19 protein-coding genes are annotated in these 21,529 nt (G+C 41.9%); 8 read left to right on the top strand and 11 right to left on the bottom strand.

Annotated elements, in window-relative coordinates; genetic code table 11:
- Positions 1–250: 250 nt before the first annotated feature.
- On the bottom strand, positions 251–2,038 hold the full coding sequence (locus V7K40_RS08245) for an ABC transporter ATP-binding protein (RefSeq protein ID WP_334958437.1): 1,788 nt from the start codon (positions 2,036–2,038) through the stop codon (positions 251–253).
- A gap of 149 nt (positions 2,039–2,187) precedes the next feature.
- Between V7K40_RS08245 and V7K40_RS08240 the strand changes: the two genes are divergently transcribed.
- Positions 2,188–2,724, top strand: coding sequence for a pentapeptide repeat-containing protein (locus tag V7K40_RS08240; protein ID WP_334958435.1), 537 nt, complete (start codon positions 2,188–2,190; stop codon positions 2,722–2,724).
- A gap of 59 nt (positions 2,725–2,783) precedes the next feature.
- Positions 2,784–3,839 carry an L-histidine N(alpha)-methyltransferase gene (locus V7K40_RS08235; RefSeq protein WP_334958433.1) on the top strand — a complete coding sequence of 352 codons (1,056 nt, stop codon included), beginning with the start codon at positions 2,784–2,786 and terminating at the stop codon, positions 3,837–3,839.
- 217 nt (positions 3,840–4,056) lie between these two features.
- Here V7K40_RS08235 and V7K40_RS08230 read toward each other — a convergent pair whose 3' ends face one another.
- On the bottom strand, positions 4,057–4,269 hold the full coding sequence (locus tag V7K40_RS08230; RefSeq protein WP_334958431.1) for a type II toxin-antitoxin system HicB family antitoxin: 213 nt from the start codon (positions 4,267–4,269) through the stop codon (positions 4,057–4,059).
- The gene (locus V7K40_RS08225) at positions 4,253–4,519 is read right to left on the bottom strand and encodes a type II toxin-antitoxin system HicA family toxin (RefSeq protein WP_334958429.1); all 267 of its coding nucleotides are present in this window, start codon (positions 4,517–4,519) and stop codon (positions 4,253–4,255) included. Before V7K40_RS08225 ends, V7K40_RS08230 begins: the two co-directional genes overlap by 17 nt.
- Positions 4,520–5,077: 558 nt before the next feature.
- Between V7K40_RS08225 and V7K40_RS08220 the strand changes: the two genes are divergently transcribed.
- Positions 5,078–5,848 (top strand): pentapeptide repeat-containing protein, encoded by a 771-nt coding sequence (locus V7K40_RS08220; RefSeq protein ID WP_334958427.1) that lies wholly within the window; start codon positions 5,078–5,080, stop codon positions 5,846–5,848.
- 111 nt (positions 5,849–5,959) lie between these two features.
- Positions 5,960–6,580: a TenA family protein gene (locus tag V7K40_RS08215; protein ID WP_334958425.1), complete on the top strand. Its 621-nt coding sequence runs from the start codon at positions 5,960–5,962 to the stop codon at positions 6,578–6,580.
- Between the two features lie 407 nt (positions 6,581–6,987).
- Here V7K40_RS08215 and ssuE read toward each other — a convergent pair whose 3' ends face one another.
- The 3 genes from ssuE to ssuD are packed head-to-tail and all read right to left on the bottom strand — an operon-like array spanning position 6,988 to position 9,377.
- Positions 6,988–7,554, bottom strand: a complete 567-nt coding sequence (gene ssuE, locus V7K40_RS08210; protein ID WP_334958423.1) for an NADPH-dependent FMN reductase — start codon at positions 7,552–7,554, stop codon at positions 6,988–6,990.
- Positions 7,555–7,571: 17 nt separating this feature from the next.
- Complete coding sequence (locus tag V7K40_RS08205) at positions 7,572–8,189, bottom strand: carbonic anhydrase (protein WP_334958421.1); 618 nt, start codon at positions 8,187–8,189, stop codon at positions 7,572–7,574.
- A gap of 27 nt (positions 8,190–8,216) precedes the next feature.
- On the bottom strand, positions 8,217–9,377 hold the full coding sequence (gene ssuD / locus V7K40_RS08200) for an FMNH2-dependent alkanesulfonate monooxygenase (RefSeq protein ID WP_334958419.1): 1,161 nt from the start codon (positions 9,375–9,377) through the stop codon (positions 8,217–8,219).
- A gap of 429 nt (positions 9,378–9,806) precedes the next feature.
- Here ssuD and V7K40_RS08195 point away from each other — a divergent pair, with 429 nt between their 5' ends.
- Together V7K40_RS08195 and msrB are read left to right on the top strand one after the other, a co-directional pair.
- A complete protein-coding gene (locus V7K40_RS08195; protein WP_334958417.1) occupies positions 9,807–11,057 on the top strand; it encodes an FAD/NAD(P)-binding protein in 1,251 nt (416 codons plus the stop codon).
- 243 nt (positions 11,058–11,300) lie between these two features.
- The gene (gene msrB / locus V7K40_RS08190) at positions 11,301–11,795 is read left to right on the top strand and encodes a peptide-methionine (R)-S-oxide reductase MsrB (protein ID WP_334958415.1); all 495 of its coding nucleotides are present in this window, start codon (positions 11,301–11,303) and stop codon (positions 11,793–11,795) included.
- An 864-nt stretch (positions 11,796–12,659) separates the two neighbouring features.
- Here the strand turns inward: msrB and V7K40_RS08185 are convergent.
- The 4 genes from V7K40_RS08185 to V7K40_RS08170 form a co-directional block, all read right to left on the bottom strand.
- Positions 12,660–15,404 (bottom strand): calcium-binding protein, encoded by a 2,745-nt coding sequence (locus V7K40_RS08185; RefSeq protein WP_334958413.1) that lies wholly within the window; start codon positions 15,402–15,404, stop codon positions 12,660–12,662.
- 1,093 nt (positions 15,405–16,497) lie between these two features.
- Positions 16,498–17,115, bottom strand: a complete 618-nt coding sequence (gene mreD, locus V7K40_RS08180; protein WP_334958411.1) for a rod shape-determining protein MreD — start codon at positions 17,113–17,115, stop codon at positions 16,498–16,500.
- 26 nt (positions 17,116–17,141) lie between these two features.
- A complete protein-coding gene (gene mreC / locus V7K40_RS08175; protein ID WP_334958409.1) occupies positions 17,142–17,951 on the bottom strand; it encodes a rod shape-determining protein MreC in 810 nt (269 codons plus the stop codon).
- Between the two features lie 100 nt (positions 17,952–18,051).
- Positions 18,052–19,059, bottom strand: coding sequence for a rod shape-determining protein (locus V7K40_RS08170; RefSeq protein WP_334958498.1), 1,008 nt, complete (start codon positions 19,057–19,059; stop codon positions 18,052–18,054).
- Positions 19,060–19,432: 373 nt separating this feature from the next.
- Between V7K40_RS08170 and V7K40_RS08165 the strand changes: the two genes are divergently transcribed.
- Positions 19,433–19,795, top strand: coding sequence for a single-stranded DNA-binding protein (locus V7K40_RS08165; RefSeq protein WP_334958406.1), 363 nt, complete (start codon positions 19,433–19,435; stop codon positions 19,793–19,795).
- Between the two features lie 103 nt (positions 19,796–19,898).
- Here V7K40_RS08165 and V7K40_RS08160 read toward each other — a convergent pair whose 3' ends face one another.
- Positions 19,899–20,642, bottom strand: coding sequence for an SIMPL domain-containing protein (locus V7K40_RS08160; RefSeq protein WP_334958404.1), 744 nt, complete (start codon positions 20,640–20,642; stop codon positions 19,899–19,901).
- A 403-nt stretch (positions 20,643–21,045) separates the two neighbouring features.
- On the opposite strand from V7K40_RS08160, the gene V7K40_RS08155 reads away from it, so the two are divergent.
- Entirely contained in the window at positions 21,046–21,459 is a 414-nt protein-coding gene (locus V7K40_RS08155; protein ID WP_334958402.1) for an EVE domain-containing protein, read from the top strand.
- Positions 21,460–21,529: the final 70 nt, after the last annotated feature.

The following is a 21,529-nucleotide window of genomic DNA, read 5'->3' as shown; positions in this document are numbered from 1 at the left end:
TTATAAAAATCTCAAGCAAAACTATTTATCAATACGGTTGGGTTAAGGCTTAATTCCTCCTCGTCAATTTTTTTAACGTAGACGCCCAGGCTACTGCCAACTCTTGGAGACACTATTTGTAGCTTGCTTCCCCGTAGGGGTACGCGCAGCCTCCGCACCAGAAGGACACATTCGCCTCTGGTCTAGTAGAGAAGAACGTAAAGGAAGAGAAGGAAGAAATGCTTAACTGAACTGTATTGGACTACTTATACTAATTTAGGATCATTTGTTTCTTCACCTTAACCTGAGATTCCAAAATCACACCGTAGAGTGGGCTGGTTTGCATCAATTCCTCATGGGTGCCTTGTGCCACCAATCGTCCTTTATCTATAAGAAAAATGCGATCAGCATTCTTGACGGTGCTAATACGTTGAGCTACTACAAAAGTTGTACAAGCTTTTTGGTGGATTAACTTATCCAGTTCGGCTTGAATTTGGGCAGCAGTCTTGGCATCCACTGCCGAAGTACTATCATCTAAAATCAGAATGCTGTAATCGGTCAGTAAGGTCCGAGCGATCGCAATTCGTTGTTTTTGTCCACCAGACAAGCCCACGCCCCGTTCACCCACGATCGTCTCGTAGCCATTGGGTATACTGGTAATAAAATCGTGTATTTGTGCGGTTTTTGCAACCTCAATCACCTGCTCTAAAGTTGCATTGGGTTTTGCGTAGGCAATATTTTCGCGGATTGTGCCAGAGAAGAGGGTGGTTTCCTGAAATACAATGCCAATACGCGATCTAAGGCTTTTGAGCGTCAAACCTTTTACATCTCGTCCGTCAATGCGAACTGCTCCCCCTGTGACATCGTAAAAGCGGGGAATTAAGTTCATAATTGTACTTTTTCCCGAAGCAGTCATTCCTAGAACGGCAATCAACTCGTTAGGCTTTGTTTCAAAGGAAACTTCTTTAAGAGCTTCGGTTGTCGCTCCTGGATAGCGAAAGGAAACATTTTCAAAGGTGATTCTCCCACCGCAGGTGTCAAATGGGACAGCACCGGGGCAATCACGAATTTCTATCTCTGCATCTACAACTTCATAAACCCGTTCCGCAGAAGCAGCTGATTGAGCGATCGCAGGTGCAGCAAATCCAATCAACAAAATTGGTTGGAGAATTAACGCTAGGTAGGAGTTAAACGCCACTAGTTCGCCAATGGAGAACCTACGCCCAATCACCTGCGCTCCCCCGTAGGCGAAAACTGCTAGTGTTACTAAATTACTCAGCAAAAAGATCAACGGAAAGATATCACGGATGGCGCTAATGGTCTTCAGATTTGCCCTGACTAGACCATCATTCAGGCTCGTGTAACGCGACCTTTCAGTTGACTCCCGCACAAAGGCTTTCACTACCCGTATTCCTAGTAAGTTCTCTTGCAATACAGCATTGAGGTCGCTCAGTTGCTCTTGTACTTGCCGAAAAAGTTTATCATTCCGGGTAATAAATTGCGCCATCAACCATCCGCATAGGGGCACTACTGTCAGGGTAATCAGTGCTAATCGCCAGTTCATCACCAGCAAAATCACCGAAATACTCACCAATGTCACAACTGAACCGATGACTTGAATTAAACTGGTGCCAACAAAGGTGCGGATCTGCTCAATATCGCTGGTGACACGGGTTAGCAGTTGGGAAGTCTGCGCCTGGTCATGATAACTGAAACTGAGATTTTGAATTTTGCTAAAAATTTTGTTTCGCAGGTCATAGGCCACACCTTGAGACATCGCTTCTGCCAAATAGCTTTGTCCAAAGTTAAATAAACCACGAGCGATCGCGGCGAGTACCATCCAGGCGGCGCTGTGTAGCACAATTTGGAGGTTTTTTGGGATGATGCCCTGATCAATTCCCCACCGAAATAGTTGTGGGGTAACTGCGTTTGCGATCGTCAACAGCAATAGGCTGGCCAATGCTCCCAGCGAAGTCCATCGGTAAGTGCTTAAACTCTCAAGCACCCGCTGGATTGACTGTATCGACGAAGTTTCCTGGAGTTCTGGTTGCTGAACCAATGGTATTTACCCCTGTATCTTTGGAAAATTATCTCCTATTTTTTATGGTATAAGCGATCGCGCTTGATAATGGTCTAACTCAGGTCGCCAAATTGACTAAAGTCGTTAAAATAACTATTCTAAGTAGTAATTGATTCAGGAGTTAGGGTATGGATGCTGAGGAGTTGTTGAGAAGGTATGCTGCTGGGGAGAGAAATTTTGTTGGGGTTGATTTGAGTAGTGTTGATTTAAGAGAAGCTGAGTTGACTCGTATTAGCCTTGTAGGTGCTAACTTGAGAGGCGTCAACCTGACTGGTGCCAACTTGAATTGTTCTGCCTTGAGGAAGGCTGATCTCAGGAATGCCAACTTGAAAGGAACCGACTTGAGTGGTGCTAATCTGATTCGGGCTAACTTGCAAGGTGTCGATCTCAGACGTGCTTTGATGTGGGGTACTGGCTTGAGAGAAGCTAATCTGAGTGATGCCAACTTGGAGGGAGCTAATTTGACGAATGCCTGGTTGAATAATGCTGAATTCGGAATCACTGGAAATATGCAAAGTACTATTTTGATCGGAACTAACTTTGAAGGAGCTAAGATTTCGTATATCCTGTGTGAGAATTGGAGATTTAAGAGTATTTACAATGCTTTTTACTGGTACACTATTATGCCAGATGGAAGTACTGTGGTCGGTCCCAGATATGGTTGACACGTCTGGTGTAAATTGGGTTTGGGATAATAAATTAAGAAAACCAAAGAACAAGAATAATGGCTCAAAATTTTCCTAGCAATTCCCAACTTCCATCGGATATCTCAACTGCTATCAGTCGCACAGCCAAGCCAAGTTCTGATTTTTACTCTCTTTTTTCTGAAGAAGAAGTTCTAGGAATAATTCATGCATTAGAAGTCAGGCGAGAAATACCTCTAAAGTATTCTTATAAAGGTAGAGGTGCAAAAATCTGGGATGATTTTTATCTAAAATATATTATTCCTACATGGTATCGAGCATCAAGTGTAGAAGTTGACCTTTTACAGAAGAACTTTAAATACTTTAATGGCAATATTAAAAGTGGCGAAAGAGTAAATATTGTAGACGTTGGTGCCGGAAATTCATATCCAGTTAAAAATTTTATTCAAAGACTTAATAAATTGGAGAAGGTTAATAAATATATTGCCTTAGATATTAGCGAGGAATTGCTTCATGTATCCAAAAATAATTTTAGAAAATGGTTTCCTCTCATTGAATTTATCAGTTCGACGATTGATATAGAAAATAGTAGTATACCCAAAATTTTATTTCAAAATAAAGCTAACCTTGAAATTGATGATACAGCAAAAATATTTTTCCACTTAGGTGTTACCATTGGGAATCATCAAAATAGAGATGAGGTACTCAAAAACTTTAGAGATAGCATGGGAAAAAATGATTTTCTGGTGTTCACTAATGAAACTGGTTCTAACTCTCAATGGGATGGAAACGTCAGAGGTGGCTGCAAGTATCATGTAGAAGAAATATATGAATGGGTTAAAAATAATATTGGGATTAAATCTGAAGATTGTGAATTGGTGAGGAAGTATAATTTAAAAACAGATAGTATAGTTGCTAATATGAAATTTCGTCATAATTACACTATAAATTTCAGTCGGATGGGGATAGATAAGAAAATAGAAATCCCTGAAGGTGAAGAAATTACTATTTGGCGACATCACAAGTATGAAATTCCTGAACTTTTGCAAGAAATAGAACGTTCTGGACTACAACTTCTTCACTATAATACTGACAAATACAAATCACATATTATGGTGATTTGTGCGGTTCGTTAAAAAAATTGACGAGGACAAAGAGTTAAGTAAGCATAAAATTGCGGTGTTCAGATCCTCGACTTCGTAAAAATTGTCAGGAACTAATACCAATTCTGTATTGGCAATTGGTAGAATTTTTTAGACTTTTTAGCAAAAAACTTTTCTTGCCGGTATCCAATCAGGTGTAAAATATTTCTGAGAATGCTAAAAAATCAGTTGCCCTTGGCTTGTTTATCAATTAGATGTATATCAAACGCCGTCTAGGTTCAGGAACTAGACGCCCTAAATCTTTAGCTGTTTCTATCCATTCCTGCACAACTACTTCTACATTGTGCAGGGCTTCTTGATAAGTCTCGCCGTCAGCAGTACAGCCTGATAATTCTGGTACTTCAGCAATGAAGGCTTGATCTAATTCACTCCAGTAGAGAATAATTTCATAACGAAATATCATTTTTACTTCCTAGCTTATACTTGATAATTACTGCACGAACTTGTTTAATTTGATAGCTTTTGGCTTTTCCTTTTTTATGTTGCAGGTTTAATATTTCCTCAACATCGGCTTTGACAAAAATCCGATGATCGCCACGAATCCGTTCATCAAAGCCTAGTGTATATAAGAGTTGCCACAGTTGTGCGAAAGGGATGTCTGTATCAGAAGTCCCAGAGAGGATTTTTTCTAAGAGTTTGTCTTGCTGACTCACGTTTTTCTGACTGTCTTAATGTTTCTATAGTCTCATATTTATTTAAAATCAGGGTATACACGAGCAAATCTCTGTTTTTACTCCTGAGTGAGATAACATTAGCACCAGGCACAGACGCATAGCGGTTTGTCGTTAGACATCGCTTCTTTATAAAATCAAGAAATGCAATCTGTGTATATTTGACTTAGAGTCCAAAGAAGTAGAAGTGTAATTTTATGTCTAATTATCAAAAAGTATTACAGCAACGTCAAGGTCTGACCCCTGAAGAACAAATAAGTATAGCAATCCTAAATGAGTCGTAAAAATCTCCGATTCCTTTCTCTGCGCTCTCTGCGCCTCTGCGGTTAATTTATTTTTACAAATGATTTGGGACTGTTATAGCTAGGCATAAATAATTAGAAGATAGTGAACTTGCAAAACTAGTGAGTGTTTACTCAAATTTACAAGTGATATAGGCAATTACAGAGGGCAAACTCTTCAGATTGCTCATATCATAGGCTGAGGTATAAATTCATCTCAGTTAATTGTTACCTATTGAGTAACAAATATTACGCAATTATGAAAAACCAAATTCTAGTCATAGCTGCCTTTTTAACCACAATTAGTTTGACAACAACCGTACAAGCAGCAAATTCTGAACACGTTAGACAGTTATTGGCAACCAAACAATGTCAAAACTGTGATTTAACCAGTGCAGGTTTAGTGATGGCTGACTTGTCTGGAGCCAATTTGAGTGGTGCTAATCTCACAGGTGCTAACCTCAGCCGGGCAAACTTGAGCGGTGCTGATTTACGGGGTGCAAACTTGAGTGGCGCGAGTTTATTTGGTGTTAACCTAAGCCAAACTAAATTTAGTGGGGCAAATTTGGCGGGTGCTGATTTAAGAAATACCTATCTAGCAAATGCAGAACTGACTGGTGCTTACTTAAATGGTGCTAACTTCCAAGGCGCAGTTGGTATACCATCACAAATTGCTTCACCAGAAGAATTTTATGCTTTGGGTGTAGCAGAAGCACAAAAAGGTAACCAACAGCAAGCAATCAGTTATTTTAATCAGGCGATCGCTATTAAACCAGAATATGCCAGTGCTTATTTAGCTCGTGGTGTTGCCTGTTACCAAATACTGGATAGACAAGGTGCATTCAAAGATGCCCAAATTGCTGAAAAATTGTTTACATCCCAAAACAATACCGCTGGAACGCAAACAGCCCAGGCTTTTATTAAAGAACTGCAAACACCCGTAAATGAGAAGGTAAGCGCTGGTAAGCCCAGTTTCGTTGACTTTTTGGGAAGTCTTGGCTCAGTCTTGCTTCAGTTCTTACCTTTTTGAGGGGGAGAGTTCACAGAACAAAGGGATAATAACAGATGACAAATGACAAAGCGCAAAGTCTGAGCGGAGGTTTCCTCCGATCAGAACTTTGTAAGAGAGGACAAATGACAAATGACCTTATCTAACGAATTATGGGCAGCAAATCAAGACTTAGCCCAAGCTTGCCTAAAGCATCCTTTCGTTCAAAGCATTGGCGATGGTACTCTTGAACAGGCGAAATTTGCTTACTACGTAGGGCAAGATGCTTTTTTCTTAGAAGCTTTTGCCCGCGCGTACAGTATTGCCGCAGCTAAAGCACCAGACTGGTTAGGTTTCACCACATTTCATAACCTAGCTAGTGAAGCTTTAGAAGAACTGCGGATGCATACTGGCTATGCTTCCCAGTGGGGAATCAATTTGGATTCTGTGGAACCAGGAGCCACCACCCGCCGCTATACTGACTTTTTGTTAGCAACTGCTTGGGGTAAAGATGTGGGTTTAACTGCTGCGGCGATGTCTCCGTGTATGCGTTTGTATGCCTTTTTGGGAGAACAGTTAGCTCGTAACGGCATTCCTAATCATGAATATGCAGACTGGATTCGTACTTATAGCAGCGCAGACTTTCAACAACCAACACAACAATTAGAAAGTTTGGTTGACAATTATGCCACTACTAATTCTGTTGTGCATTCAACCTATCGTTATGCTATGTTTTGCGAACGCGACTTTTTTCAGGCTGCGTGGGAGTGTTAAAAACTGCTGTTATCATTTGCTCAAAAATAGCCTAGACAAATTCCTCCCAACTCTTCTAGAGGAACGTTCTGCTGCTATGGGGTTCCTGCATGAGTAAGGTATAGAAAAAATAATTAACCACAGATAAATACAGATACAAGGTAAGACACGGCATTGCCATGTCCTATCTTGTATCTCATTCAAATGAGAATCGCTATATATGGGAAAAATCAAAAATTGTGTTAGTTGAATAGACTAGAGAGGAATGGAAGCGAGGTCTAGGCGTAGTCTATTCATTTGAATATCACTATAAAAGTGTAATTTTTGAGAGTAAATTTATGTTGCTCTAATTAACTTTTAAAAAAAGGTAGCAGAGGGGTAATTTTTAGCCCTCTGCTACAAGTAAACGGAGGTATAAACTTGATTAGTTAATTGGCATGAGCCAATTCTTGAGGCGCTGCGGCATCATATTCTACAGCTTTAACAAATTCCTTGAGAACGTCTTTGAGTCTTTGCTCAATTTCCTCATCTAACAGCACACTGTTATCAGCTTGTCGTTGAATTTGTTTGTCTACCGCATAAATAGTAGCTAGGATATGCCGCGCTCCTAATTCAGATAAAACAGGTTTAAGAGCATATTCAATTGCCAATAAGTGAGCCAGCGTCCCACCAAGGGCAATTGGTAACACGGGTTTACCTGTCAATGATTTTTGTGGCAGCAAATCTAGAAATGTTTTGAGCACTCCTGTGTAAGCAGCTTTATAGATTGGGGTGGCAATAATCACACCATCTGCCTTTGCTAGCAAAGCTTTTGGCTCTTCCAAAGCAGGGCTGTCGTATTGTCCAAAAACTAAATCTTCAGCAGGCAAATCCCTAACTGAAATAATGTCTACATGCAAGCCTTCTTGTTGTAAAAGCTTGGCAGTGTATTCGACAACACCATAGGTTCTAGAGGGATGAGTTGGACTACCAGCGATCGCTAAAATATTTGTCATTCAATTGAACTCCCAATTTATAAAACGGGTTCAGTGTGTTTTGTGGTTTTGGTCTTCATAGCTTCTGCTGTGTTGACCTTTTCACTCAGACGTTTGTAGGGACGGCGTAAACTCATACTCTCTACTTCCCAGATGTAGCCATGAATAACTACATCCTGGGGAATTAAAGGAGAATTACGCAGCAATTCCACCTGCTGTGTGCAGATTTTGTCCACATCGGTAAACGTTTTGATCCATTTGGAAAAAACGCCTTTTGCTAGCTTCAACTCTGGCAAAGCAGGATCGATCGTAACTTGATCCACATCAATACCTTGGTTTCGCAATACCTCACTGAGAAAGTCTCCTGATGCTGTCATCATGCCACATTCGGTATGGTTAATGACGATGATTTCTCTTGTGCCAAAAAACTGTGTAGTTAACATCGCTGACCGAATAGCATCATCCGTAACTAACCCCCCGGCATTACGGAAAATATGAGCATCTCCTTCACCAATTCCTAATGCTTTATCCACAGGTAAACGTTCGTCCATGCAAGTTAGCACCCACAAGCGTTTATTGTTAGGTATCCCCGACTGACGACGCAATGCCCACGCGTCTTTTTCAGAAATCTTTTGGTCAATTTGTTGGTGCAACATGGTTGGTAATTTCCTAGTTCTTATCTACTAGGATATGGACGTTGCTCTTTGCTGAGGCTGCTGCTTAGGGAAATCTTCATTTGCGACAATCTCACCAAATGGACTCAAGACATGTTGCTTCTCCACTGCTGGCAGATTCTCTAAGGGCAAATGGGGAAATAGAAGTTCTGCGACTCGATAAGCTTCCTCTAGGTGGGGATAGCCAGAGAGGATAAAGGACTCAATGCCTAAATCTGCATATTCCAACATTCTGGCAGCTACGGTTTGAGGATCGCCTACTAAGGCTGTTCCTGCACCTCCTCGTACCAAACCGACTCCCGCCCATAGGTTCGGGCTAATCTCTAATGCCTCACGATTACCGTGGTGTAATTGGGTCATCCGTTGTTGTCCAACTGAATCCATCCGAGCATAAGCTTTTTGGGCTTTAGCGATCGCCTCGTCATCTACATACTTAATCAATTGATTCGCCGCATCCCAAGCTTCACTCTCGGTTTCGCGCACAATCACATGTAGGCGAATCCCAAACCGCAAAGTCCGGCCTTCTGATAAAGCAAGTCTGCGAGCCGATGCAATCTTCTCGGCTACTTGCGCCGGTGGTTCGCCCCAAGTTAGATAGACATCTACATGCTTGGCTGCGATTTTTTGGGCGATCGCAGAGGAACCGCCAAACCACAAGGGCGGATATGGCTTCTGCACGGGTGGAAATAGCAGCTTACCATCCTGAATGTTGAGATAGTCGCCCTGAAGATTAACTTGTTCACCACTGGCGATCGCTCGCCATACTGTCAAAAATTCATCTGTTAATTCATAGCGCTGATCGTGATCCAAATGCAAGCCATCTCCCGCCAACTCCACAGGATCGCCCCCTGTCACGACATTAATCAGCAAACGTCCACCAGAGAGGCGATCAAAGGTCGCCGCCATCCGCGCTGCCACCCCAGGTGATACCAAGCCGGGACGAATCGCTACCAAAAAACGCATCTGTCGCGTTAGTGATACCAGCGTTGACGCTACAATCCAAGCATCTTCGCAAGAACGTCCTGTAGGCAGCAATGCCCCTGTATAACCAAGGTCATCCACCGCTTGGGCTATCTGCAGCAGATAAGAAAAACTTACTGCTCGTCCGCCTGTAGCAGTTGCAAGGTAACGTCCGTCGCCGTGGGTTGGGATGAACCATAGTAGCTGCATGAGTCCTGTCCTTTTAAAATACGGTATTTCTATCGAATTACCGTGCTTTATTTATAGTTTTCACACTATCACATATTCCACTTAACCAAGCAAGAAGTTTTTTATAAAACTACGGTATTCCTATCCAACCAATGTATATTAAGCCGTGTTCAATAAGCTGGCGATCAAAAAAATTGGGCATTGGGCCAAAGAAGTTGCTCTGATGTTGATGTAATCAGGGAATGTGGACAAGCACAGAAGTCGCAAGTAGGAGCCAGCGTTGCGGGAGGGCCTCCCTCTGGGCGAACTTCAAAGGGCAAGACTTGGCGGAATTATTGAATAAGTCTCTACCTTGTCTTCTCCCAATGCCCTATTTTCAGAATCACTTTGCTGATCTGACTAAGATAGAATGATAACTATTATCATAAAAACTAGATTGTTTCTCCAGCAATGCAATTGACGACCACTGTTCCTGCAACAATTGACCTGGCGATTATTGGTGCTGGGCCTCATGCTCTGACCTTGACTACCCATCTGCTGCAAAAACGGCAAAGAATCAGGGGAAAATTTCTAGTATTTGACCCCAGTGGCAGGTGGATGAGTCAATGGGAACACCAATTTAAAGCTTTGGAAATCCCTCATTTACGCTCCCCTGCCGTCCACCATCCTGACCCAAACCCTTTCGCTTTAAGGAAATTTGCCCAATCTCGTCCTGATGAGTTATTTGCTCCCTATGATTTACCAGGAACGCAATTATTTGAGGATTTTTGTCAGGATGTAATTCGAGTTCGCCAGTTGTACAAGCAAGTTATTCCTTTAGCAGTCAAGACTATTGAACCTTTAAGAGATCATTTGCGTTCCCGGTTTTGCCTCTGCTTGCAAGACGGACAAGAAGTCATTGCACGGCGGGTAGTGTTAGCAACGAGTAGCGCTCAAATTCAAATACCTGATTGGGTGAACCAGATTCAAACAGCCTACCCACAAGATAGACTTTGCCACTCACAAACTATTGATTTACGAAAATTGCAGTTGATGGCTAAGAGAGTATTGATTGTGGGTGGTGGCTTGACAAGTGGACATTTGGCAGTGGGTGCTATTTCTCGCGGTGCAGAGGTTCATTTGATGATTCGGCGTCAGTTATCAGAAAAATTATTCGATGCAGAACCAGGTTGGTTAGGGCCAAAGTACCTAAAGGGATTTTTTGCCCAATCAGATTGGGAGCAACGGGTAATGATGATTCAGCAAGCTAGAAATGGCGGTTCCATGACACCTGCGATCGCTACACAACTACGGAAACAAGTGCGTCGTGGGAAAATCAGAATTGATGAAAACTGTCAAGTAGTAAAAGCCCAATGGTTAGGTAAAAATTGGCACATAGAATGTAGCGATGGTAATCAACATGAGTGCGATTATATTTGGCTATCGACTGGCACTAAATTCGATGCCACCACTGAACCCTTGTTAAAAAATATTTTAGAGACTTACCCCATCAAGATTGTTAAAGGTTTGCCTGTTTTAGATACTTATCTGCGTTGGCCTGGTTGTGAATTATTTATCATGGGTGGCTTGGCTGCAATGCTCGTCGGGCCAACAGCACGGAATTTATCGGGCGCAAGAATGGCTTGTGAGAAAATTGTCCCAGCTATTGTCAAGCCAAGTATAGCTCTATCCCATAGGCTCAAGGAAGTACAAGCAGGCTGACCTAAGACCTTACACTAAACCCACACCAGGAATAGGCAGTGGAAGAATTTTTCTCAATCAGCAACGCCACTTCTTGAGGAACGTGAATTTCATCGCTCAACCATTTTCCATTGCAACCATCCAATAACGTACTGGATGATGCTCATATCTTCTGTTTAATTAACCCGTTATAGTCATTAATGTAGGGAATTCCGTACTGGAGTTGATTGCTCAGTTAACCAGAAAATAGAAAATAATAGATATATGGACAAACGGTATTTTTTACAGGCTAGTGCAGTAATAGTCGGCACAGCATTGTTATCAAGGTATATTAATTGGGGGTCAAAAGAGATGACAACTTCTAAGAGTGGATTTGAAGTTACCAAACCTGAGCAAGAGTGGCGCACGATTTTAACGCCAGAACAGTTTAATGTATTGCGTAAACATGGGACTGAACGCCCTCACACCAGCCCATTGGATAAGGAATACGACCAAGGCACTTATTATTGTGCTGCGTGTCAACAGCCACTGTTTACATCTGATACCAAATTTAACAGTGGTACTGGCTGGCCTAGCTTTTTTAATCCAATTGAAGGTGCGATCGCCATTACTGAAGATAAGTCGTTGTTTATGACCAGAACTGAAGTACATTGTAGTCGCTGTGGTGGTCATTTGGGTCATGTTTTTGATGACGGCCCTGCACCCACTGGTAAGCGCTATTGCATGAATGGTGTTTCGCTGAAGTTTACTCCTGCCTAATTTAGTTGCCCAGAAGTAGCCCGTCGTAGACATTGCACGCGCTACCAACCTAAATTATCAGATTTTGAGATTTGACCAAGAGTGAATAAATTTTTGACAATAATTTATCCTAGTCAATTCTACTGGACGAAGTATTGTCAATTTCAGGAAATGAACTCTTGGTCTTCGTTAAATGTATTTTCTTAAATTGTCCTATTTATTTGGGTCTTTTTTATCCTTTTTGTCTTTCGGATCTTTTTTAGGTTTTTTAACTTCTTTATTACTTTTTCTTTCCTTTGACATCAGCGTTCTCCAATTAGATTAATCAGTGCAAGCTTCCAGATTCTGCCGTCAGCAAAGCAGTAGATGACTCATCTGATATTTTTTTAAGGCAAAAAAAGAAAACATCAGACATCAATACTACTAACTACCATGATAAGGTGTTGTTTGATTTAATGTAGCTTGAATTTATATTGCCAGAGGTTGCCTAAATTCCATGAAGATTTAGGTTATATCACGTCCGCCTAATTATTTATAATTCAAAACTCTCTGCCTCTCCTTTAGGAAAAGTTATGATCTGACTTTTCACCTCATGTGGAAAAACCAATGCTAAACCTAACCCTTGAGCAAGCTTCCCTAGTAGGGAAAGGGGAAAAATCAAACCCCCTCCCGTTTTAGGGGAGCCATTGCGCCCTTCTCCCTTGGCGTTAGCCTCTCCCTTTGGGAGAAGGGGAGACGCCAAGGGCGATGCAGTTTTTCGACTGATTCGCTCTTAGCGTTCCCGCAGGGTAGCATGTGGCCTCAGAGGAATAGGAAGTCAGGTTTTCCAGATGACGTGAAAAGTAAAAAGTTATGACTGTCCGTTCGCTTATTTCGATCTCAGTTTTAAACAATTACAAAGTTGTTGTTGGTTAGTGGCAACCCAGGAGATAATTGTGCAAATTGTACCTGAGTCGCATCACCAGTGCCATCTTGATCAAAGGACAATGCACCTGTAGTATTGTTGTAAATAAATCTCTGATCGCTAGTAGTTGCAGATGCTCCGATTTGAAACTGATTAGCTGAAAGTGAACCGGTTGATAACCCCCCACCAAAACTAGCCGATATCCCAATCACGTCATTAGTGGCGTTGAAGTCATAAACTCTATTACCACTATTGGAAGCTAAATCGTAAGTATTAAAAACAAAGGTATCAATACCAGATCCTCCATAGAGACTATCATTACCTTTGCCACCTATGAGGATATCATTGCCATTACCACCTATGAGTGTGTTCTTATCAGTATATGCCTGAGAGGCTGTGAGAGTATCATTGCCATCGCCTCCATCTAGAAGATTATTACCTGATAAATAATTATATCCATCAATATTCAAGCGATCATCACCTGCACCGCCAATAATCGTATCGCCACTGTTAGAATAGCCCCCAGAGATCGTATCGTTGCCATTGCTCCCCACAATATTGTCATCATAGGCTGTACCTGAGATATTTAATCCTTCGATATTCTTGTAGCTAACCAGATTCGTGCCCGTCGTAATTGAGCCAATGTTAGTAGTGGCATTGAATGTCGTTGTGATCCCCCCTGTAGCACCAGTGTAATCAATATATAATACATCGTCACCCTTACCCCCATCTATCGTATCTTTGCCACCACTGCCTGTGGAGAGCGTATCGTTGCCATTGTTCCCCACAATGTTGTCATCATAGGCTGTACCTAAGATATTTAATTCTTCGATATTCTTGTAGCTAACCAGATTCGTGCCCGCCGTAATTGAGCCAATGTTAGTTGTGGGATTGAATCTTGTTGTAATCCCCCCTGTAGCATTAGTGTAATCGACGGATAATAAATCGTCACCCTTACCTCCATCTATCGTATCTTTGCCACTAACTCCCCCAGAGAGCGTATCGTTGCCATTGCTCCCCACAATATTGTCATCATAGGCTGTACCTGAGATATTTAATCGTTCGATATTCTTGTAGCTAACGCGAGAGATGCCCGCCGTAATTGAGCCAATGTTAGTAGTGGCATTGAATGTTGTTGTAATCCCCCCTGTAGCATTGCTGTAATCGACTCTCAACAAATCGTCACCCTTACCCCCATCTACCGTTTGAGTCACTAAATTAGAGGGGGCAGTATCTGAAGATTTAGCATTTACATAGAAGGAGTCATTGCCATCGCCACCAGAGAGTAGGTTATTACCTGTTGAATACTCAGCAAGCAAAGTATCGTTACCTGCGCCACCGTTGAGCGTGTTATTGCCTGAGGAGGCATCAAAAATTTCACCGTTGAAGTACCCGATCAAATACCCAGAGGTGGAGAGATAGTCATTGCCATTGCCACCAGAGAGTAGGTTATTGCCTGTTGAATACTCAGCACGCAAAGTATCGTCACCAACGCCACCGTTGAGCGTGTTATTACCTGAAGAGCTAAAAGAGAAAGGTGATCTATAATAATCAACGCCAGAACTGGAGAGATAATCATTGCCATCGTCCCCAGAGAGTAAGTTATTGCCCAATGGAGACTCAGCAAGCAAAGTATCGTCACCAGCACCACCGTTGAGCGTATTATTGCCTAAAGAAGCAATAAAGCCGTGTCCCGATTTAATAGTAAGGTAAGAGGCGTCAAGACGATCATTGCCTTCACCCCCAGAGAGTAAGTTCTTGCCTTTTGAACCGTGAGCATACAAAATATCGGCACCAGCGCCACCGTTAAGGGTGTTATTGCCTATTGAAGAGTCAACATTCAAAGTATCGTTACCAGTACCACCATTGAAGGTATTATTGCCTGAAGTATAATAAACATCATTTGTATAGTAGTCAACGTAACCAGAGGCAGAGAGAAAATCATTGCCATCACCACCATCAAGTAGGTTATCACCTAATGAATAGTTAACATTCGAGTTATCCTCATCAGTACTATCAAAGCTGTAATTCCTCGTACCAGCAACAAGAGTATCATTGCCGATACCACCAATGAGAGTATCGTTGCCCGTACCACCCCGCAGCAAGTCGTCACCACTTAACCCGTTGATGATGTCGTTACCCCCCTGACCATTCACCACATCATTTGAGTCATCTAAACCCGTAATATTGTTATTTAGGTCATTGGCGAAGGTCACTGTGTTCTTAATGCCGATGCTTGTATTAGTAGAGTTAGCATCCAAGACATTAAAACTATCGGTGATACTAGTTTGCCCATCAAACAGGATATTACCAATGGCTGGTTTTGTTCCAGAAGCTTTAAGGTTATTCAAGTCTTCTAGTTTAAAGTTTTTCAGGATAACTTTTGTGCGAACTAGCCCTTCAAAGCTAATTTCCAAACTTGTGCCATTCTGCGTAAGTAGCAGATTTTGGGGAATCAACCCAGCACCAAGGAATTTGATGGTATCAATTTCGCTAATGACCGCTGGTGTTGGGTTTATTTTTTTACCGACACCACTAAAATCAGCGATGGTATCAGTGCGGTCACCTACATTGAAAACAAATGTATCGTTGCCACCGCCACCAGTCAGGGTGTCCTTACCCTCATAACCTGTGATGGTATCATTGCCGGCTTTGCCGTTAATCGTATCGTGACTATTAGTGCCTTGTAGGGTATCATTTGCGTTGGTTCCAATGATGTTTGCCATAACTGTTTCCTACCTAAATCGATTTTTGCAGTAACTTTAGTTTTCAAGTGTCAGTGGTGTTTTAGGGCACAAAAATTCCCCGAAAGTTGACGCTTTTGACACAGCTAAATCTCACCGTTGGGGATTAAGAATTTTTAATGAAAATTCTCTTTTTGATTGATTTGCAAGTATTGAAGACTATTTAAGTTTTAAGTATTCTACAAATTCATCAGTGTGTGGATTCACAAAAATAGTAGTTTCAGGCTGATTTCAATCATCCTTCAGCAGTAGCATAGGCAACCATTTACCATAGACATCGCTGACAAAGATTTACAAAAATCGAGCTTGATACCCCAAATTCATGCACCATTATTTAGTTTTTTTGTCAAGGCATAAGTTTTACTAGCTTGAAAATAGGGAACACTTGATAGAGCATAGGAGAAGGGATCTTTATGCCCGGGCCGTGGACTATTGCCTGTAGGTATTTGGCTTCAAAATATGAAGTATCTAAATCACATCATACTACGCTTAGTACAAAATATTTACTTACATGTCTAGATTTAGACAAATATCTTTGCATATATGTATATATTAAGCACTGAACTTTATATGTACTTGACATTTTCAAGTTAAAGGATTTGCCGAAAGTAGTAGACAGATCTCCTCTGGAGCGATAGAACATAAATATTTTGTTTAGCGATCGCTACTAGAAAAATAAATTGTATCCAATTTACAATCGCTCAATTGCTGTGAGCAGACAGAAAATCTCGCTGCTCGGTTGAAGGTAGATATCAAAACCCTGTATTAAATGCAGGTTAAATCAAAAACTTTAGGTGAATTTATTAGCTGGAGCAAAGGCAAAGACCCTAATGGTTTGGGTTGGTAGTATAACCCAGTTGAAGGAATGTATTATCTAGTACAATAAGCCTAGATCAGTAAACTGAAAAGTTTTTCTTGTAGACAAGTATAGAGTATGGAGAAGAAATACAGCGTACATTCTGCTGATCGATAAATGTTCGCTTAACAGCAGAATGTGAGTTTTACAGGGTACAGAGGATAATTTTCTTTACTCTCACCTGTAAACTATCCCCTTCTTAACTCCTAACTTCCTTTACTATTGTTCCAACAATTTCATCCGCTGCCACCAACGATTCAGGGGATAATAGACCACAGGTGCCCACAGACTACTAAGAATGGCAGAGGCTAGAGCGACACGCTGGTAATATGTCCAAATATCTGTTACTTTGCGCTCATCGCCGATCAAAGTTAATTGCAATCCAAAGATAGTTTCTGCCAAAACTGCCATACCAAACACAATTACAGCAATCGAAATAAAATCTTCGTCGATAAAACGCTGTTTCTGGAGCAGACCAGTTAAAATTCCCACTATACCTAAACTGAGGGCATGAGTAGGATTAGGTGATGTCATGGAATCTTGAAGTAGCCCCAGAACTATACCTGCCAATGCCCCGGAAAACACTGTACGCTTCACACTCCAAGCTACCACCCAAATTAACAGCCAGTTAGGGCCAATTCCCAATAATTCCATACCTGGCAAGCGGGTTGGCAATAATAGTAAACATAACACTACAGATCCAGCCGTCACTATCCAACTCAACAACTGACGGATACCGGGATGCCAACGAGAAAGCGGCTGGATTTGGAATTTCGATTTTCTCTCTGAGGATTTTGGCTTTTTCTGCCTGCTGCCACTGAATGCAGGAATCTTCATTTTTCTATGGATTTTCAATGGAGAATTTACTTAGACTTTTGCGGCACTTGATTTACCGACTTTTGGGTTTCCAACTCTTGGTTTTCTACTTTTGGATAAACAGCTACCCAATCGAGAGAGCGGATTGGCGGAAAAAGCTCAATTTTCGCCACTGATGCCGGAAGTTTCTTTAAATCCAGCGACTTTATCCGTCCTACTGCCAAGCCAGATGGAAATTTCTGACTATAAGTAGATGTGGAAACTAAATCTCCTACCTTAACATTTGGGACTTTTTCATAAAACTCCAGCACAGCTTCTGCCGAAGAATCTCCTCGCAAAACGCCTTTAGCTGCCGTGCGGCTAACTGATACACCCACTTGACTCTTGAGGTCACTGATTAACAACACGCGGCTAGTATTAGGAGTTACACTCTCTACCAGACCGACCAATCCGCCATCTGCCTTGACTATGAAGCCTTCCTGAATCCCTGCATTCGCACCACGATTTAGAAATACTTGTTGCCACCATTGGTCAGCACTACGTCCTACTACCCGTGCTGGAATTGGCCGTGATGCCAGTGGCTCTTTTTCTACATAGCCTAATAAATCTTGTAGCTTTGTCTTTTGACTTTCTAAATCTACTATACGGGTTTGCAATTCCAATATCCGGGCATCTCTAAGACGTTCTTCTGGAGTTGGCCCTGACTGCAACATCTCTAACGGACGGGTAATTGCTTGGTATGTCTCAAGCACCAATTCACCTTGAGTCTGTCGCAATATGCAAGCACTACCAACTACTAGAGCTAATAACCCGATTTGTAACCCTTTACGATCCCACCAACGTCGTATTGTCACCATATATACCTTTATATACTTATATAAATGAAGTTCTACTTGGATTCTATTTATATAAAACCCAAATAGAACTCAAATAGAACTCAAGTCTGATATTTTTTTGCTACATATTGCGAGAGCTTTCTGTGACAACTCGTTCCAACTGTTTGAAGTTTTCTAACACACGACCTGTTCCCAGCACAACACAGCATAGAGGATCGGCGGCAATGTGGGTCACAATCCCGGTTTCATGGCTAATGAGGCTATCTATGCCTTTGAGCAAAGCACCGCCGCCAGCTAACATAATACCTCTGTCAATAATGTCTGCTGCTAGTTCTGGAGGTGTACGTTCCAGTGTCCGCTTCACAGCTTCTATAATTACTGATAGCGGTTCCAACATGCTTTCACGGATTTCTGGGCCTTTGATCGTTACAGTTCGCGGTAGACCAGAAAGCAGGTGTAAGCCTCGGACTTCCATAATCGCATCATTATCATCATTAGTAGGATAGGCAGAACCAATCCGAATCTTGATGTCCTCGGCAGTACGTTCACCAATGACTAAGTTATGAAGTTTTTTGATATACTGAATGATCGCATCAGTCAGTTCATCTCCAGCAATGCGTACTGATTCGCTGATCACCGTACCCTGAAGACTCAGCACTGCAACTTCTGTTGTGCCACCACCAATATCGATGATCATGTTGCCAGTGGGTTCGGCAACAGGTAGTCCTGCACCAATGGCCGCAGCTACAGGTTCATCGATTAAATATACTTTTCTTGCTCCTGCTTGATGAGCTGCATCCATCACAGCTCGCCTTTCTACTCCTGTGACGCCACTGGGAATACCAATGACAATCCGGGGTAAAATCAAAGACCTACCTTCATTTACACGCTGAATAAAGCTTTTCAGCATTAGCTCGGCTATATCGAAATCAGCGATTACACCATCTCGCAAAGGGCGGAGGGCAATCACATTTCCAGGTGTGCGACCGAGCATTTTTTTAGCTTCTTCTCCTACTGCCAGTGCTACCTTTTGGTTGACATCAATCGCAACTACAGAAGGCTCTTGCAGTACAATACCTTTACCAGATACATAAACGAGAGTGTTAGCGGTACCGAGGTCGATACCCATATCCCATGATGTGCGAAAGTTCCTAAAAATACTCACGCGTCTCTAAGCCCCCTATGTGCGATACTTTTTGACTACAACGGTAAGAATTAATCGTGCTGAATTAGATTACGTTTATATCCTGAGTTGAGTAAACTAGACTATATTTTTATCTGATTCCCAGGAATATTTACTATGTCTGAGTCCTCTATCTTTTTGATATTTTCTGGTTAACTTAGTATATTCCTATACTTTTATGTGTTTCTCCAAGTAGTATGTATAATTTTTCAATTAAACTATATTGTTAACTGTTTAACACATTATTTTCAAGAGTTTCACAATTCGCTATGATGAAAGTCGGAATGACTAAGTACGCATGTACTAAAAGGTAACACGTATGAGTATAAATGTTGTCACCCTCATTGGTCGCGTAGGCGGCGACCCAGAGATTAAGTATTTTGAGTCTGGTAGTGTTAAGTGTAGATTGACACTAGCTGTTAATCGCCGCACTAAAGAAGGCGAACATACCGACTGGTTTAATTTAGAACTATGGGGAAAAACGGCGGAGGTAGCAGGTAATTATGTACGTAAAGGCAAACAAATTGCCGTCAAAGGTTCCTTGAAGTTTGACACATGGAGCGATCGCCAAACAGGAGCAAACCGATCATCACCAGTTATCCAAGTAGACCAACTGGATTTATTAGGCTCTAAACGGGATGGAGAAGGCGGTACAGAAAATATGTCTTCAGATAATTTTTAATTAGTCATTAGTCATTCGTCCTTTGTTTTGATAAATGACAAAGCGCAAAGTCTGAGCGCCGGCTTCCGGCGATCAGAACTTTGTAAGAGAGGACAAATGACAGTTAATAACTAATTTGCAGGGTCACCGATGCTTCTACTTGCTGTTCACCACCAACAACAGGGGTGGAAGCATCAGCTACCTTGGCAGCCTCAGCCCGTAAAAACATGGGTGGTGGTGGAGGCGCACTAGCATTATTAACTTGAATGCTTACTATTTCTTTGGATTTAAAACCCAAGGCACTGAAAACGGCATCAGCTTGCTGCTGGGCGTCTTGGGTAGCTTCTTTTAATGCTTGTTTTTGAGCAGCCGCGATCGCTTGATCATTCGCAACAAAACTAATGCCATTAATTTGTGTTGCACCCGCTTTCACTGCATCATCCAATAATGTACCAGCTTTCTCGGTGGGAATGCGAAAACTCACGGTGTTAGTGGCAGCATAGCCTGTAATCCGTTGCACATTATTAGTGTAGCTATAAACTGGGTTAAGCTGTATACCAGTGGTTTGTAATTTTTCGACATTTTGGCTCTTGAGGAACGCAACTACAGCCGATGACCTCCGGGCAGCTTCTTGCTGTACCTCCTGTGCTGTTTTCCCCTGAATTTCTACTCCTAAACTGACTTGTGCCAAGGTTGCAGGAGTTGTTTCCACTCCGCGACCAGTGACACTAAGGGTTCGCCACAATTTATCCTTTTCTTGTGCTAACGCAGGTAATACAAAAGTTGTACATAAGAGCAAAGCTAAAGGCAGTATTTTCCACAAGTTCCCATTAAGAAACTGAGAACCAGGTAAAGCGGCTCTAGTCATAAGATTTGCACTCCTCAAAATATCCACAGATGTTTTTAATAAGCGTATGTAGCAATCTTCAGGTGGCTGTTAAAAGTCAACAGTCACCACAAGTTTTTCACAACTTAAGTGCGATCGCTAGATCCGATTTGTATGTTCTTACTTTGACACTGCCATAATCAAAAGCTGAAATGGTTACATTTTTGGATACTAAAAAAATTACACTAGTATGCTACGGCGTAAATAGAGCAACCATTTAAAATCCATAAAGAGCTTATTCCACAATACTTTTGACTTTTGAACGCCAGTTGCTAAAGAGCGGGAACGCTAAGAGCGAACAAGTTGGGCATTGCCCGCCCAACGCACTGGCTCCTTTTGATTTTTGACTTCCGCCTTGCGGTACTAGCCTTTTTGGAGATTTGTCGTGGCGTATTGGCTGCTGAAAACTGAACCGGAAAATTATTCCTACTTCGATTTAGAACGGGATGGCAGTACAGTTTGGGATGGAGTCAACAATTCCCTAGCGCTCAAACATCTACGTACCATGCTCCTTGGTGACTTGGCGTTAATTTATCACACAGGCAAAGAACGGCAAGTTATAGGTTTAGCAGAGATAGTTAGTCAACCCTATATCGATCCAGCACTCAATGACAGCAAACGGGCAGTTGTGGATGTGCGGGCATTACAAAGAGTACACCAACCCGTCACCCTAGCCCAAATCAAACAGGATGGTAAATTTAGAGATTTTGACTTGCTGCGACTTCCTAGACTTTCTGTAGTCCCGGTTTGGGAAGTCTATTGGCAATACTTGATCGAGTTGACAGGTGGTACAAATTAATTTGTGTCAGCTGCCAATTGCATCTTCATAGGATGTTTTTCAGAAACGCGTCAGAATCAAAGAGAAGGAT

The sequence above is a fragment of the Nostoc sp. genome (assembly GCF_036917195.1).
In the GTDB taxonomy this organism is placed as follows: domain Bacteria; phylum Cyanobacteriota; class Cyanobacteriia; order Cyanobacteriales; family Nostocaceae; genus Nostoc.
Note: the sequence above shows the minus strand (reverse complement) of the source record. Positions and strands in the feature narration are given on the sequence as shown.